We start from the raw sequence: 15,096 nt of genomic DNA on the forward strand, positions 1-15,096 counted from the left end.
CTGTCGGAGCATCGCCAACCCGGATTCATTGCGGTGGTCTATCGGCGAAATGAGCCATGGCAAATTCCGCCGCATTCTGGTTGGATCTCCTGGCGTCGTCGAGCCAGAACGGAAACAACGAGGCCCCGTGGAACAGGCCCGGCACGACGTCGAGCCGCACATCGACATTTGCAGCCTTCAGCTTTTCGAAAAGACGCTGAACATCCCCCCGCAAAGCCTCCTTGTCCCCGACCTGCAGCAGGATCGGAGGAAAACCTGAATAATCGCTGTTTATCGGCGACACGGTTTGAAGCGAGGGGCTCCCCTTCCCCGCATATTCCTTCCCCACCTGTTGTAGCCATTCACGGCTGACGGAAACCTCGTCTTCGCCATGCGCCGGAACCCCCGCACCCTCAAAATCGGCAACCGGGCTGATAGCGATCACGGCAGCGGGCTTCTCGCCGTTCGTGGCGATCTGGCGAAGGGACATTTGAAGCGCCAAGGTTCCGCCGACGGAATCTCCGATCACCACAATATTTGCCGCCTCGTAGCCGGATTCAAGCAGCCAGCGAAACGCGGTGACGGCATCCTCGACCTGCCTCGGAAAGCGGTATTGAGGCAAAAGCCGATATTCGATCAACAGCACATCGGCAGACGAGGCCTTCGCGAACGACGCGGCGATGTTGCGATGACTACGCATGGAGCCGCCATAAAAGCCTCCACCGTGGAGATAGAGGATCGCCCGCCTGCCAAGCGGGTGGTGGAGGCGAGCGGGCCAGATCAACTCGCCGTCAACGCCATCGGCATCGACCTGGCGGATCTGCACCCGGGTTGGCTCAGGCGTGGCACTCATCGCCTCATCGAAGCGCAGCCTTCGATCGCGAAAATCGCTCTTGTCGTCCAGAAGACGCGCGATGATTTCCTTGGCGCGCGATCGCGGGTCCGACTTTGTCGTGTCTTCGGCACGGGCCATGTCGATCGGCGATGATACCAGAAGCAGGCATGCCATCGCCCTGCCAGCCAAACCGGTTTTTGATCGCAATGGCATGAAACTCCTCTTGATCCTCGCCTCGCCTGAATATCAGTGGGGCCCGCCAAGACTGTAGCGGCAATTGCTATCGTGTAAAGAAAGGGAAGCAGTTGCCCGGAGTCTATTTGTCCTGGCCCGCCGCAAGCCGTCCTCAGACCACTGTCGCCATATCGGCGATCACCCTGAGGGGCGATCGGCACCGTCCGGCCGGACAGTGCCGCTTTATGTCCGGCCTTGCCGGGCAGGAGACGGGTGGTGTCCAGACAATGGGTCCGCTCGCGTTTCTGCAGCGCCTTCGAAAAGAAGGATATGTCCGGCTTCTGTAACGGGCCTTCCCGAGTCAATCCCTTTTGAGCTTAATCCCTCGCCGAGTGCTTGCTTCTGTCCGCAGTCGACGCTGGGCCGCTGCTCTATGGGGTCTGCTGAGGACCGGCTGACCAATCTAAGACGCGCAGTCACCTTAGTGCTGCTCCCGGACTGGCGGCCTAACCCATCCATCGTCCCGGCGAAGGGACCTTGCTCCGGGTGGCTGATGGTCGTGCCCGCCCGAAACCTGTTGTTGTCTCCTTCCGGCTCAGGCAGTCATGACTGCTGCCTTGTGGGGGATGAAGTTGGTCTTGTCCTTGAGCATGTGTTTTCTCCTACCCGCAGTGGAAGCAGGGCGACCTCGTCGGCAAAGGGCAGAAGGACTGGGAGAGCGAATCGCTGGTGCGCCTGGTGCGCGAACTCGCGCCGGATACGATCATCAACAACCGGCTCAATCTCGCCGACCTCGTGCCCGACATCGTAACGCCGGAGCAATATGTGCCTCGTGCCTGGCCGGAACGAGACGGCAAACGGATGACCTGGGAGGCGTGCCACACCTTCAGGGGCTCATGGGGTTATCACCGAGACGAGGATAGTTGGAAAAGCCCGGAGCAGCTGATCCAGCTCCTGATCGGCAGTGTGGCGATGGGCGGCAACTTGTTGATGAACGTCGGGCCGACGGCGCGCGGCACGCTTGACCATCGCGCTGAGGCTGCACTCAGCGCCTACGAAGAGTGGATCGCGCTGCATGGGCACAGCATCTATGGCTGCACACAATCTGAATTCTTTGCGCCGCTCGACTGCAGGCTGACGCAGAATGGCAGCCGGCTCTACATCCACCTCTTCAACTGGCCGTTCCGGCACCTGCATTTCGACGCGCTGGCGGGCAAGATCGAATATGCCCAGTTTCTGCATGATGGCAGCGAGGTAGCCTGGCTCAAGCCATCGGGAAATACGCTTTGGAAGAACAGCCAGTTCCCCGTCGGCGAAGATGCCGTCAGCTTCGTGTTGCCGGTACGCAGGCCGTCGGTCACGGTGCCGGTCATTGAAGTTTTCCTGAAGGCGAGAGGCTGTCGAGGTCGGGCCAAATGATCGAGTGGGGTCCATCGCGTCCCCCCGAGGCGTTATAAACCACCCGGGGGGAATTTCCTCCCCCGTCTCCGGTCGCTTCAGTTCCACGTGTGCAGGCACGTCTTCCAGGAACCGTCGCTTTGTTTTCGCAAGATCGTGACGATCGTGCCCTCGTAGCGGATCGCCTTCCCGTCTTCTCCCACACCAGACGCCCACCACTTGCCGCTGGAATAGGCGATGTCGCCCGCATTATGGGCATCAAGCAATTCTATGCCGTGGCCTTTGATCCCGGCCGAGATCATTCCGGCCCAGAAATCGGCGATTGCCGTGCGGCCTTTCACAATTGCATGTGTGTGCGGCAGCACGGTTCCGTCTTCGGTGTATAGAGCCGCTATCGAAGCTGAATCTCCGCTGTTGAAAGCTGCATTCCAGCGGTCGTTAGCGTCCTTGACTATTTCGCGGATATTCGACTCCGGCATGGTCACCTCCTGGCTGTGGGCTAAGCTGCTCCTGCGGCGTGTCCGCTTAGCAATTGCGCGTTCTTAAGGTCTGGCAGTGCCGTACCCTCTGTGAAACTTTCACAAAGTTGGGCAAGCTGTTCACGCGCGGAAACTTCGTTGTCAATCCGCGCAAGGCTCATTGCCGCTCTCAGTTCCCAAAAGCGTGCGCCCTGTGCTCGGGCAGTGGCAAGCGCCTCGCCGAAGCGCTCCGAAGCCATCGTTTTCCGTTCGGGATCGATTTGCAACATGGCCTCTCCCTGAAGACGGAAAACCTCGGCCGCGAACCAACGCTCATTGGTACGTTCGATAACCTGCTGTGCTTCCACAAGCAGGGCGAGGGCCGCGCCCGGGTGTCCGGCTTTCATGGCGATCTGGGCTTGAACCGCCGAGAAGTACGGCGACATGTACTTCGCCCCGGTGCGACACCACTCTTCAATGCCCCTCAACAAATCGGATCTGCCACGATCTGTTTCGCCCTCCTCGGCAATTGCCCAGGCATGCAGGATCATTGCTCCTGCCTGCCAAAAGCGAAATCCCGCCTCTTCTGATATTTCCAGGAGTTCACAGGCCCGACTTTTCACAGCCTCCCGATTGCCGAGTATCTGATGGACGACGCCCCCGAAAAACAAAGGCAGAGCGAGACTGTTGCGATGTCCTAAGCTTCTTGCTTCCCGCACCGCTTCATCATTGGCCGCGATCGCCTGATCAGGCAAACCAAGCGGCAATAGAGTGCGCGCCAGATAATCGAGACAGACGACGCGGGGGTCAAAGGCATAGACGAATGCTTCAGACCGATGCTCCTGCGGGTCATAAAGTGACAGCGCTTCCTTCAAATGGGCGCGAGCACGCAAAAATTCGCCTGCGGGAAGCGCGCTGACACCCGCCGCCCGATGGGCGAAGAAAGACAGGCCGCGGTCATTGTTCTGACCGGCCAGCTCCAGCAGTTTGTCGGCGGCGCGACGTGCTTCAGCAAGCTCGGCCGCGTAGAGATGGTAGAGGCAGAGGCCGTAGAGAACCGGGAACAGCTGGCGCACCTCATCCAGCTCTTCGCACAGCTCGTGTGCCCGCAGGTACGCCGCTCCTGTTTCCGGCGCGGCAAAGCCGTGCGCTGCCACTTGCGCGCTGCCGAGCGCTACCTGAATCGCTAGTTCTCGCCGCGATCGCTCCTGGGAGGGCGGGAGAGCCGCCAATCCGTTCAGGGCATTCCGGAACCGAACAAGCGCTTCCGATATCGAGGAGCGCGAAAGCGCACGCCTCCCGGCCAATTCGTTATATTCGACGGCCTTGTCTAAAAGAGAGGCCTGGTTGAAATGATGCGCAAGCAACTCAGGCTCAGCTTCCACCTTTTCGGGAAAGCGTTCCTCCATGATGTGCGCAATTCGCGCGTGTAGCTGTTGGCGTCGGCTCAATAAAAGGCTCCCGTAAGCGGCATCTTGAACCAATGCGTGTTTGAAGGCGTAGGTGACATCGCCGCCTACACCACGGCGGAATACCAGGCCTGCAGCCACAAGCTGGTCAGTCGCCCTCTCCAGCTCGGGTTCTGCCAGCCCAGCGGCAGCAGCCAGCAATTCGTGACTGAATTCCCGGCCGATCACTGCACCGATCTGGGCAACCTCTCTGACCGAGGCCAGCCGATCGAGCCTTGCCATCAAAGAGTCGTGCAGCGTTGCGGGTACCGCCAGCGAAGGCAGAGGGCCTGACAGTTTGTAGTCCTCGCCTGTGTCGCTAAGCATGCCCGATTCCAAGACGACCTTGGTCAATTCCTCGATGAAGAGCGGCACGCCCTCTGTTTTTGAAAGAATTTGGTCGAGAACCGAGGGCGGAAGACGCTTTCCTGCTGTCATGACCATGATAATCGAGGCCGCCTGCGCTCGACTCAATCGGTTCAGCGTCAATAAAGTTGCGTGCGGAAGGCCATTCCACCGAACCAAGCCTTCCGGCCGGGATGTGGCGACCAGCATGATCGGAAGCTTTTGAATCCGATCCACAATCACATCGAAGAGCTCGGCCGATACGGGATCAAGATAATGCGCATCCTCAAGCAGCATGAGGATCGGCTTTGCTCCCGCAAGGGCGACCAGTTGGTCGACCAAGACCTCGAATGTGCGCGTTTTCAACTTTTGGGGCATCAGATCGGGTTTAGGATAACGGTCTCCCGTGGGGATCGACAACAGGGTGGCAATCAGCGCCACTTCCTCCTGCGGATTGTTGGTCGCTGCAAGCACTCCTTCGAGAAACGCCAGCTGCCGTTCGGGCGGATCCGTCCGTGAAATGTTGGCAGCGCGCAGCAACTGGTCAATGACTGGGAAAAGCGCGCTCTGCGTATGATAAGGTGAGCAGAAATAACGCAAATATGTGACGTTCTCCTCCTTCAACCGTTCGCGAAGTTCCTGAAGGATGCGTGACTTTCCGATCCCTGCTTCGCCAAAGAGCTCGACGACCTGACCTTCCCCCGACGCCGCGAGATTCCATCGCTCGGTCAACAAAGCCAGGTCAAGATCTCGCCCCGCCAGCGGAGCAGTGCCTCCAGCGTGGAGAGCGTCGAAACGGCTTTCCGCCCGGCCCTCCCCGATCACTTGGTAGGAATTCGTGGGGGTATCGAAACCGTGCAGTTTCTGCGGACGGATACGCTTCACCTCGAAGAGCTTACCTGTCAGTCGGAATGTAAGTTCGGAAATCAGCACTGTGTTCGGTTCAGCCAGAGCTTGCAGTCTGGCCGCGAGGTTTGGTGTCTCGCCGACAACCGCATTCTCTTGAGCGGCGCCGGAACCGACTAAGTCGCCGACGACCACCAGACCGGTCGCTATCCCAACACGAACGGAGAGTTGCTGGCCGCCCTTGGTCGACAAGCCCTTGACGGTATCTACAACTGCAAGACCTGCCTTGACGGCTCGCTCGGCTTCGTCCTCATGGGTCTGGGGCCAGCCGAAATAACAAAGCACGCCATCGCCCATCAGCTTCGCCACGTAGCCGTCAAAGCGGACGACGTCGCCCGCCACGGCATTCTGGAACTCACGCAACAGCGCGCCCATTTCCTCAGGATCGAGATGGGTTGAAAAGCCAGTAGAACCCACCAGGTCGACGAACATCACTGTCAGCTGGCGTCTTTCCGCCTCTCGGGGCCGTGCGGACACTGGTTGGGGGCGAGGAGAAACGGCGGTCAAATCCGCCTGACGACGCAGTCGCGGGGCCCTTTGGCCGTCGTCAAGTCCAGCTATTGCCTCGAGTATTTTCTTTCTGTGCGCAAGGGGGGTCACCCCGATCTCTTTAAGGTCGTCGGAGGTCAGCTTCGGCAGCATCTCCGCGTCAATCGCATTGATCTCGAAGGCCGAGGCATACTGCCCGCATCCCAAGCTCTCCAGCCAGGAAGAAATAACCATGGGGTCCCCTCCCCAGGACGACCCTCAAGAAAACACTATACCGCATCCACCGGGAAAAAGCACTCGCCACACATTGTATACCGATGGTGCCGGAGGCGTACTTAAGCCCTGAATAGCCGAAGCTGCCGGGCGATGCCGGCCCCTTTCCAACTTGCGTCCGGGGCACGGATGCAGCCAGCCCCCGAGGATGTGGGGCGCAAGAGCTCCAGCGGCTCATGGCGCAAGAATTTCCGTCTCATCACCGCGGTAGCTCGCGGTCAAATCGGCGTACGACCTTCCTTGCGACAAGCCTCCGGTTGCGCAACGAAAAGCCCGGCGCGGGAGGAGGTGCGCCGGGCTTCGATAATGACTGGCAGCTTGGGAGGAGGAGTGCTGCCCGTCGGACCGAAGCGGCTCGGGAGGAGGGTGAATCGCTTCGGATCATCAAAAGGTAATGCTGCAACGCAGCAAATTCAAGCCCATATATCGATGTTTCCTACCTCGAACGTCAAAAGGCGAAAAGGTCGGGCGGACCCGGCCCTCCGACCATCGCTCTGGATCGGACTCGAGCCCGGATGCCGAACCGACCGCCGTCAACCTCTTGCGGATAAGCGTTTTCGGAAAGCCTCCGATTCGTGAAGCGAAGTTTGGCAACAGCTTAAAATGCCGCTTGCCGATGGTGACCCGTTCTCGATGTCCCTCCGGCGAGGGGCGGGGCTTCTATTGGCGGCGCGGCATGTGGTGTGCCACCACCGGCTCTGCAAAACTCGCCTTCGTTCGGCTGTCCGAAGCTCGGCCAACTTCTCGACAGCCTTCGGCTTCGATTTCGGCGGTTATGGCGTGACCCTCATCGCAGTTGTCTTCATCTCGCTCGTCGCTGCGATCAATTTCCGCGGCGTCGGCGAGAGCGTCAAGCTCAACGGGCGTTTTCGGATCGAAGTACGGTTTTGCCGGATGTACAGCGTTGACAGAACGAAGTGCGGTTTTTTGACAAATACCGCTGGCGAGTCGGGACCTGAAATTTTTGTCAAAGTCAGGCGGACCGAAGTACGGCGCTTTGACAAAATTAGGCGATCGCCGCGAGATCCATTTCGCCAGGGAGGCTCTGTGCGCTTCCGCATATGCAGGACCAGATCGTGGGCCGCGATCCTCAAGGTTGAGATCATAGTCAGGTAGCGGCGTGGTCTTGGCCGTCTCGACGATTTCCTCGATGGTCTGGCGAAATTTCCGCATCGGCACCTTGGCACCGCTGCGTTTGTGCAGCTCTTTCAGGGAATAAAAGGCCGTCGTGTCCCCGGCAGCCTTGCGCGCAAGCCGGTAGATGAAACGAGCGAGCGGCCGTGACAGCAGGAAATAGTCCGGATTGAGCGTCAGGATGGTCGGCTTTCCATCGGGGCGCCCGAGCCCGGGATCTCGGTCTCGACCTGGTCGACCCGATCCTGGTTGGTACGGCTGACCACCTTGTAGCGGCCGATCAGGGGGAAGGTTTCGGTCGCGCGCCGGTCCCGGCCCTCACGGCTACCCTTGAGGTTGGTGATGCGGATATTCGTCGCCGGCAGCCGCGCGAGGGCGCGTTCCAGATCCTCGTACTGGTTGCCGCCCAGTTCGAGCCGGCAGAACTTGAGGATTTCCGCTGGGGCGGAATGCTCGGCTTGAGGCCTTTGGCCTCGTCGATGCGGAAGCGCCGTGTGGCACCTCTCGGCGCGCCTTGGCAACGGACTTCGATTGATATACTAGTATGCACACGAAGTCATGTTCAGGCAGTCCATGCGGCAGGCGTCCAGTTCCGAAGCGATCGATTTTCCGGCTCTTTTGGAAAGACCGGCGAAGCTTCGCCGCGTAACGACGGCGGATGCGATCTTCGAGAGGCTTCATGCCGACATCGTTTCGCTGCGCATGCCGCCGGGAATTGCGCTTCAGGAAAAGCGCATCGCCGAGGAATTCGGCGTCAGCCGCACACCGGTGCGTGAAGCGCTGCTTCGTCTTGCCGAAGGTGGACTCGTGGAGATTTATCCGCAGTCCGGCACCGTCGTTTCGCGAATCCCCGTTTCGGCAATCCCGGAAGCGGTTGTCGTTCGCAAAGCACTGGAAGGCACCACCATCGAGAGTGCTGCCAGGATGGCCAAGCCGCACCACATTGCCAGGCTCGATGCCATCATCTCCCGGCAGAAAGCGCTTGCCGCCCTCGGCGACGTGTCCAGCTTCCATGAAGAGGACGAGGCCTTTCACGAGGCGATAATACAGATCGCCGGCTATCCCGGTATCTGGACCATCTTGAAAACGGTCAAGGTGCAGATCGACCGAGCCCGACGGCTGACGCTTCCAGCCCTGGGCCGCATGGACAATGTAGTTCCCGAACACTGTGCTATCCGCGATGCGATCGCAGCCCACGATGCGGAAGCCGCCCGCAACGCCATGCTTCACCATCTGAGCGCCGTCATCCCCGATGTCGCGGAGCTTCGAACGCGTTATCCCGATTATTTCAGCTGAAGCAGCCGGCAGAACCCATAAACAACGAAACAGCAAGGAGGAAACAGATGCGGCAAGGTTGGAGATGGTTTGGGCCCGAGGCTCCCGTCACCCTAGACGATGTACGCCAGACGGGCGCGACGAACATCGTTTCCTCGCTGCATCAGGTTCCAATCGGCCGCGCCTGGACGGAAAGCGAAGTCAGCGAACGCAAGGCCATGATCGAAAACACGCCGCCTTGCCGCTCGTCCCTCACCTGGTCCGTCGTCGAGAGCATTCCGATCCCCGATGCAGTCAAGCGCAAGGGCGGCCAGGCCAAGGCCGAAATAGAGGCTTGGATTGCAAGCCTCGAAGCCGTCGCCGCCTGCGGGATCCCGATCATCTGCTACAACTTCATGCCCGTAGTCGACTGGACGCGCACCGAGCTCGACTACGAGATACCAACGGGCGCGACCGCCATGCGCTTCGACCACGAGCGCTTTGCCGCCTTCGACCTTTTCGTGCTGCAGCGTCAGGGTGCCGAAAAGGATTATTCAGCGGACGACCTGAAACGCGCCCGCGAAGTCTACGAGGCTATGCCGGAAGCCGAGATCGCCGAGATCACCCGCATCATAACCTCGGCGCTGCCCGGCTCGACAACTGAGCCTTTGACCATTCCCGGCTTCCGCGAAAAGCTTGCCGCCTATGCCGGCATCGACGCCGAAAAGCTCCGCCAGCACCTCATCGAATTCCTTCAGGCCGTCGCACCGGCCGCCGAAGCGCGCGGCGTCAAGCTGACGCTCCATCCGGACGATCCGCCGCGTTCGCTCTTCGGCCTGCCGCGCATCGCCTCGACGGCAGACGACTACGCTGCCCTTTTTGAGGCCGTACCATCACAGGCAAACGGCATGTGCTACTGCACCGGCAGCCTCGGCGTGCGTGCCGACAACGACCTGCCGGCAATCGCCCGGCGCTTTGCCTCGCGCATCTACTTCGCGCATCTGCGAGCCACCAAGCGTGAAGGCGACGGCCGCTCCTTCCATGAAAGCGCGCATCTGGAAGGTGATGTCGATATGGTCGCGGTTCTCAAGGAACTCGTGGCCGAGGACCGCAAGCGCAGCCCGAACGACGAAATCGTGTTCCGCTCCGACCATGGTCACCGCATGCTGGATGATCTGAACAAGACCGTCACGCCAGGCTATCCCGCGATCGGCCGCATGCGCGGACTGGCGGAACTGCGCGGCATCCTCCACGCGCTCGGTGCCAAACCATCCTGATCGTGAGAGAGCTCTCCAGGCCCGCATTCCGATTTTCGCAGTTTGCTTTTCCTCGTTTTGTCTCACCGGAATTTCGGCTCGATGAAAGTGGGCGATTTTTGCGGGCCATATAGCTCTTACGGATCGAATCCGGCACAAATGCTATGGCGGCGTGGGCGCTCTTGGTGTCGTGCTGCGCCATTTTGGATTCGGACCAAAACGAAAACCGCCATCGATTGACCACTGCACTCTCTATTGTACCATCATAGGGGTTGATTTTTAAACTTCAGCGCATTAATTGACCCATTAAAGGGGATTAAACATGCGCCTGACGCTTCAAGTTCATGACAATGGCGAATGGCGTGGGGCCGCAACCCTACAACTGCAAGACGAAGGAGCTGGCTATACGGGCGCCTCGGTCATTGACTACGATCTTGATTACTTTGTTGAGGCAGCTTCTGTCGATTTTGCCAATGGAAAGGCTGTTTGCGACCATCGCGCCCTATCCGTCCGCTATCCCGTAGACCTTGAAAACCGATACAGTCGCCAATGGCCACCCTTCCTGTTGGATCTAATGCCCCAAGGACATGCGCGCCGGAAACTTGCCGAACATCTTGAGCTGAACGAAGCTTCGCGCGAAGCCGATCTTCCCCTCCTGCTCCGGGCGGCGACCGGAGGGATTGGCAATATCCGCATCAAAGAAGCGGCTGATGCCGAAGCGCGTCGACGACGTGAGGTTCAACGCCAGGGCGTGACCGAGAACGACATTCTCGAGCGTACCGATCACTTCATGGAAGTTGCAGACCGTTTCGGCATGTTGGCTTCGGGGTCAAGCGGGCTTCAAGGAGAGTGGCCGAAGGTGTCGATGACCCAGGCGAGTGACGGGCTTTATTACCCAGACGGTTTTGTCGCAGATGACGAGGCGGTGCGTCATGTCATTGTAAAACTGGTCCGCAGCACAGAGCCGGCGGATCGCCTCATTCTCGAAGGCGAAGCACTCTACTCCCGGATCGCGGTGGAAATCGGCCTAAGCGTGAAGGAAACCTCGACATACGCCGAAGGCGTGCTGATCATACCTCGATTTGATCGGCAACGTGGCAATCATGGCCAAGTCGTGCGCCTTGGGCAGGAAAGCCTTGTGTCGGCAATCGGCGTTGCCGATTTCGGCCATATCGGCACCCATGAGGCCTATATCGACGTCCTGAAACAATTCTCGTCTGATCCCTTTGCCGACATCGCTGAGTATATAAGACGTGACGTCGCAAATCTGGCGCTCGGCAATCCCGACAATCACGGACGAAACTCGGCGCTGAGCAAGTATCCTGATGGAAGCATTCGGCTCTCGCCACTCTTTGATTTCGCCCCCATGCGACTGGCAAAGGAAGGAATCATCCGGTCTACCCGATGGGCGTGCATGCGCGACCGTGGCCGCGATCATTTGCCGGATTGGAAGACAATCTGTGCGGAGCTTCTTGATGACCCTGATGACCAGATGCGCCTTCTTTCCGAGCTACGAAAGTTTGCAGAGCGCCTGAAACAAGTGCCTCGGATGGCACGAAAATTAGACGCACCCTCGGAAATCCTCGATCGGGCGATGGCGCGATGCGCTGAGATTGTCGACGGCGTTTTGGCAACGAGTTCATGATGCCGGAAAGGAACTGATCATATGGCTCGATGGAAGAAGCCGAGCAAAGAGGAAGTCCGAGAACTGCGCCAAATCTTGGCGGAGCGCGCTCGCCATGGCGCGCTGCGCCTGCCTGGCGCGGTGCTCGAAATCCGCAAGAGCTTCGGCATGACGCAGGAGGAGTTCGCCAAGACGCTCGGGCTTACCCGCCGACAGGTTGCCGAAATCGAAACCGGCACGGGGAACCCGACCCTAGAGACGCTAGAGAAGATTGGCAGGCTATTCGGCTTTTCTGTTGGATTTGTACCGAAAACGCCGCGCGACGATGAGCCAGGATCACCCCTGGCGTAAAGCCTCTCAGGCTCCGGCTGTTGGCGCACCGACTGTCTGCCACATTTGGCAGCCGCTCATGTGGGTCCTGCCCGGACAGGAGAGCCAATCGGATCCCTGCCGAAAGTCTGGAGAAGGTGGGCGTTGAACCCAGAAGCCTTGACCATCCGGCTAGCGCGATTTTCCATCATCCGCCTGCATGACTTCAGGCGCAAACCGTCCCCTTTCATCCGCTTCCATCAACTCGTTACTGACGTTGCGGATGTGGCGCGCCATCGCCTTGTAGGCGGCGTCGGGATTGCGCAGACGCAGAGCTGTCAGGATTGCATGGTGATCGCCGATCCACAGCGGGCGCACGCTTGGCGCATGGATATGCTCATGCAGTTTTTTCCACATCAGCGACTCGTCGCGCTGAACCCAAAGCGCCTCGACGATGGAAACGATAATGGCATTTCCGGTCATGCGCGCAATCGTCACATGGAAATCGCGGTCGCCCTTTTCGTTGTTTAAGGTGACGTCGGTCTCATGCTCCATCTGAGCGATACAGTCCTCGAGCACGGCAATATCGTAATTCGTCGCGCGTTCGGCCGCCATGGCGGCAGCACTCGCCTCGACTGCAAGCCGGGCTTCCAGAAGCTCGAACGGGCCGGGGCCGGCATCCGCACTGATCTTGTCAAAATTGACCTGATTGCCGCGGACCGGCAAAACGACGATGCCGGCCCTGCCCTTGACTTCCACCAGGCCGCGCATCTCCAGCGCAATAACCGCCTCGCGCACGACCGGGCGGCTGACTTCGAGTTCTTCGGCAAGCTCGCGTTCGGAAGGCATGCGCCAGTCCGGGTTCTTGGCGTTTGCCTCGATCATGCGCGCAATACGGCGTGCCACGATCTGATAAAGCCGCTGCTCCCCCTGAAGCCGAAGCGTTGGTACGGCTGCCCCCATGATATCTCCTTGCGGCGCCACCCTTAAGACGGGTGACGCATGTCTGTTTGGCGCTCAGGCGCTGGCGGCCATACGCCGCTCTTCGTCCGGAAGCCACGAGTGATAAAGCGGATGTTCCGCGGTGATCGGCAGTGGCGTCGGCTTGCCGGTGCGCTGCGAATGATAGGCAGCCGTGACCAGTTCCAGCGAATTGCGCGCGTCCTGCAGCGTTACCGGCGGCTCCTTGTCTTCAGTGATCGCCTGGTGGAACAGCTCGAACTGGCGGGTATAGCCGTCTTCCTTCACTTCGTAGCCGGCAAGCACCTCGTCGACACGCTTCTGGTGCTCCTCGGTGCCTGCGATGAAGCTCCACGGATCACGACCCATCGTATAAGGTTCGAGAATGCTTTCGGCGACGAGGTCATGGAAGCAGAAGCGCAGGCGCGAGATCTCCTTGCGTGAGCCGAGCGTCATGGAAAGTGCCGCCAGCGATCCGTTCTGCATCTTGACGGAAAGCGCCATCGTATCTTCGACTTCGATCTTGTTTACCAGCGTCGCGCCATAGGCAAAGACTTCGGCGCAGGCGCCATGCACATAGTTCAGCATGTCGTGCGCATGGATCGCGTGGCCAAGCAGGCCGCCGCCGAGCTCGCTCTTCCACTTTCCGCGCCAGGGAACTTCGTAGTAGGCAGGGCCACGCCACCAATGGGTCTCGATCGTCGTCAGGAAGGGACGCCCGGTCAGACCAAGTTCGATCAGCAGCTTCAGCTTCTGAAGACCGGAGCCGTAGCGATACTGGAAGATCGGCATGAGTTTCTTGCCGCCGGAACGCGCGACAATGCGGCTCATCTCGTCGACATCGGCAATCGAGCCGAAGAGCGGCTTTTCGCAAATCACATGTTTTCCCGATTCGATGCCCTTCTTGCAGAGTTCGAAATGCGAATCCGGCGGCGTGGAAATATCGATGATGTCGAGATCGTTGCGGACAAAGAGGTCGTCGACATTCTGGGTATATTCGCCAATGCCATGCGTTTCGCAAAGCTCGCGGCCGCGTTCTTCGTCCAGCGAGCAAAGCACCGGCACGTCGAAAAGGTCCTTGTTCCAGTCGTAGCCGATGAGATGGCGCGAAGCGATGCCCGCACCGATGACGCCAACGCGCAATTTCTTCGTCATGATATCTCCTCCTATCGTCCGCCGAGCCGGGAAGCCTTGGCCTGCGCCTCAAGCGAGAGGCGGCAGACCTCGTAGACATGCGCCTGCGTCATCGCCGTTTCCGTGCGATCGCGCACGTCGGCGGTGAATGCTTCAAAATAGTCGAGCTTCTCGCTGCTGCAGTCGATGTAGGTATTTTCCTCGCCGTTCACGAGGAACAGATGATCCTTGCCGGGGCGGCCGGAAATATCGATGTATTTGCGCAGCTCGATATAGCCTTTGGTGCCGAGAATGGTCAGACGTCCGTCACCCCAGGTTGGCAGCGCCTCGGGCGTAAACCAGTCGACGCGGACATAGCCAGACGCCTTGTCGGAGCGAAGCAATACCTCGCCGAAGTCCTGGAATGCCGGTTTCTCCGGCATGCCGAAGTTGCCGATCGCGCTTGCGACGACTTCGCCGCTCGTCGAGCCGGTATAGAAGAGAAACTGGTCGATCTGATGCGAGGCGATGTCTACGATGATGCCACCAAAGGCCTCGGGATCGAAAAACCAGTCGGGCCGCGTCGGAAGCTGCAGCCGGTGCGGTCCCATGCCGAGCGTCTGGATGACCTGGCCGATCGCGCCTTGCTTGACGAGTTTGGCTGCTTTGACCGCCGAGCGAACGCAATGGCGCTCCGAAAAGCAGATCGAGAAGATCTTGCCTGTGTCGGCGACGGCCTTCTTGACCTCCTCCAACTGCTCGATCGTCGTGACACCCGGCTTGTCCGTCATCACGTCCTTGCCGGCCCTCATGGCACGGATCGCAAGACCGGCGCGATCGCGCGGAATGGCGGAGATGCAGATGACGTCGATGGACGGATCGGCGAAAATCGTCTCGCGGTCAATCTGCGGCGCATCCGGATATGTCTTCTTGAAATTTTCGATGAGCGCTGGAACAGAGGTCTTCGGGCAATAGCCAACGAACTCTCCACCCGCCGCTAGCAATCCCTTCACATGATCGAACGTGTGCGAATGGTCGATTCCGACAACGGCAAATCTCAGCATTTTAATATCGTCCTCCTGCAAAAGCCGTGGGAGCTGCGGCTTCTCGTCTCCTCATAATTGGTCAAACCAGACACTCA

At 59.4% G+C, this 15,096-nt stretch carries 12 protein-coding genes and 1 pseudogene; 5 read left to right on the forward strand and 8 right to left on the reverse strand.

What is annotated here, in order from left to right; genetic code table 11:
- Positions 1-25: 25 nt before the first annotated feature.
- Positions 26-1,027: an alpha/beta hydrolase gene (locus A3C3_RS0102340; RefSeq protein WP_145611683.1), complete on the reverse strand. Its 1,002-nt coding sequence runs from the start codon at positions 1,025-1,027 to the stop codon at positions 26-28.
- 618 nt (positions 1,028-1,645) lie between these two features.
- Here A3C3_RS0102340 and A3C3_RS37560 point away from each other — a divergent pair.
- Positions 1,646-2,407, forward strand: a pseudogene (locus A3C3_RS37560) (alpha-L-fucosidase); the annotation flags it as partial.
- A gap of 77 nt (positions 2,408-2,484) precedes the next feature.
- On the opposite strand, the gene A3C3_RS0102350 reads toward A3C3_RS37560, so the two are convergent.
- From A3C3_RS0102350 to A3C3_RS47855, 4 genes are all read right to left on the reverse strand, one after another.
- Positions 2,485-2,865, reverse strand: a complete 381-nt coding sequence (locus A3C3_RS0102350) for a YybH family protein (RefSeq protein ID WP_022713011.1) — start codon at positions 2,863-2,865, stop codon at positions 2,485-2,487.
- A gap of 20 nt (positions 2,866-2,885) precedes the next feature.
- A complete protein-coding gene (locus A3C3_RS0102355; protein ID WP_022713012.1) occupies positions 2,886-6,266 on the reverse strand; it encodes an adenylate/guanylate cyclase domain-containing protein in 3,381 nt (1,126 codons plus the stop codon).
- Positions 6,267-6,965: 699 nt separating this feature from the next.
- Positions 6,966-7,622 (reverse strand): replication initiator protein A, encoded by a 657-nt coding sequence (locus A3C3_RS47850; protein WP_312866123.1) that lies wholly within the window; start codon positions 7,620-7,622, stop codon positions 6,966-6,968.
- Positions 7,616-7,960, reverse strand: coding sequence for a replication initiator protein A (locus tag A3C3_RS47855; protein WP_022713014.1), 345 nt, complete (start codon positions 7,958-7,960; stop codon positions 7,616-7,618). The genes A3C3_RS47850 and A3C3_RS47855 overlap by 7 nt, the downstream gene beginning before the upstream one ends.
- Positions 7,961-8,012: 52 nt before the next feature.
- On the opposite strand from A3C3_RS47855, the gene A3C3_RS0102370 reads away from it, so the two are divergent.
- The 4 genes from A3C3_RS0102370 to A3C3_RS0102385 all read left to right on the forward strand — a co-directional run bounded on the left by A3C3_RS0102370 (position 8,013) and on the right by A3C3_RS0102385 (position 11,924).
- The gene (locus A3C3_RS0102370) at positions 8,013-8,735 is read left to right on the forward strand and encodes a GntR family transcriptional regulator (RefSeq protein WP_028739333.1); all 723 of its coding nucleotides are present in this window, start codon (positions 8,013-8,015) and stop codon (positions 8,733-8,735) included.
- Positions 8,736-8,782: 47 nt separating this feature from the next.
- Positions 8,783-9,970, forward strand: a complete 1,188-nt coding sequence (gene uxuA, locus A3C3_RS0102375; protein ID WP_022713016.1) for a mannonate dehydratase — start codon at positions 8,783-8,785, stop codon at positions 9,968-9,970.
- 301 nt (positions 9,971-10,271) lie between these two features.
- Positions 10,272-11,594: a type II toxin-antitoxin system HipA family toxin gene (locus A3C3_RS0102380; RefSeq protein WP_022713017.1), complete on the forward strand. Its 1,323-nt coding sequence runs from the start codon at positions 10,272-10,274 to the stop codon at positions 11,592-11,594.
- 21 nt (positions 11,595-11,615) lie between these two features.
- Complete coding sequence (locus A3C3_RS0102385; protein WP_022713018.1) at positions 11,616-11,924, forward strand: helix-turn-helix transcriptional regulator; 309 nt, start codon at positions 11,616-11,618, stop codon at positions 11,922-11,924.
- Positions 11,925-12,074: 150 nt separating this feature from the next.
- Here A3C3_RS0102385 and A3C3_RS0102390 read toward each other — a convergent pair whose 3' ends face one another.
- From A3C3_RS0102390 to A3C3_RS0102400, 3 genes are read right to left on the reverse strand one after another with little or no spacing between them, the layout of a single operon-like run.
- Complete coding sequence (locus A3C3_RS0102390; protein ID WP_022713019.1) at positions 12,075-12,845, reverse strand: FadR/GntR family transcriptional regulator; 771 nt, start codon at positions 12,843-12,845, stop codon at positions 12,075-12,077.
- A gap of 54 nt (positions 12,846-12,899) precedes the next feature.
- Positions 12,900-13,997: a Gfo/Idh/MocA family protein gene (locus tag A3C3_RS0102395; RefSeq protein ID WP_022713020.1), complete on the reverse strand. Its 1,098-nt coding sequence runs from the start codon at positions 13,995-13,997 to the stop codon at positions 12,900-12,902.
- An 11-nt stretch (positions 13,998-14,008) separates the two neighbouring features.
- Positions 14,009-15,019 carry a Gfo/Idh/MocA family protein gene (locus tag A3C3_RS0102400; RefSeq protein ID WP_022713021.1) on the reverse strand — a complete coding sequence of 337 codons (1,011 nt, stop codon included), beginning with the start codon at positions 15,017-15,019 and terminating at the stop codon, positions 14,009-14,011.
- Between the last annotated feature and the right edge of the window lie 77 nt (positions 15,020-15,096).

The organism is Rhizobium mongolense USDA 1844, from assembly GCF_000419765.1.
GTDB classification, from domain to species: domain Bacteria; phylum Pseudomonadota; class Alphaproteobacteria; order Rhizobiales; family Rhizobiaceae; genus Rhizobium; species Rhizobium mongolense.

Bases quoted from the DNA above. Each gene is read 5' to 3' on its own strand.
- A3C3_RS0102350 (WP_022713011.1), bottom strand. From the start codon at position 2,865: ATGCCGGAGTCGAATATCCGCGAAATAGTCAAGGACGCTAACGACCGC.
- A3C3_RS0102385 (WP_022713018.1), top strand. From the start codon at position 11,616: ATGGCTCGATGGAAGAAGCCGAGCAAAGAGGAAGTCCGAGAACTGCGC.
- uxuA (WP_022713016.1), top strand. From the start codon at position 8,783: ATGCGGCAAGGTTGGAGATGGTTTGGGCCCGAGGCTCCCGTCACCCTA.
- A3C3_RS0102390 (WP_022713019.1), bottom strand. From the start codon at position 12,845: ATGGGGGCAGCCGTACCAACGCTTCGGCTTCAGGGGGAGCAGCGGCTT.
- A3C3_RS0102380 (WP_022713017.1), top strand. From the start codon at position 10,272: ATGCGCCTGACGCTTCAAGTTCATGACAATGGCGAATGGCGTGGGGCC.
- A3C3_RS0102400 (WP_022713021.1), bottom strand. From the start codon at position 15,019: ATGCTGAGATTTGCCGTTGTCGGAATCGACCATTCGCACACGTTCGAT.
- A3C3_RS0102340 (WP_145611683.1), bottom strand. From the start codon at position 1,027: ATGCCATTGCGATCAAAAACCGGTTTGGCTGGCAGGGCGATGGCATGC.
- A3C3_RS0102370 (WP_028739333.1), top strand. From the start codon at position 8,013: ATGCGGCAGGCGTCCAGTTCCGAAGCGATCGATTTTCCGGCTCTTTTG.
- A3C3_RS0102355 (WP_022713012.1), bottom strand. From the start codon at position 6,266: ATGGTTATTTCTTCCTGGCTGGAGAGCTTGGGATGCGGGCAGTATGCC.
- A3C3_RS0102395 (WP_022713020.1), bottom strand. From the start codon at position 13,997: ATGACGAAGAAATTGCGCGTTGGCGTCATCGGTGCGGGCATCGCTTCG.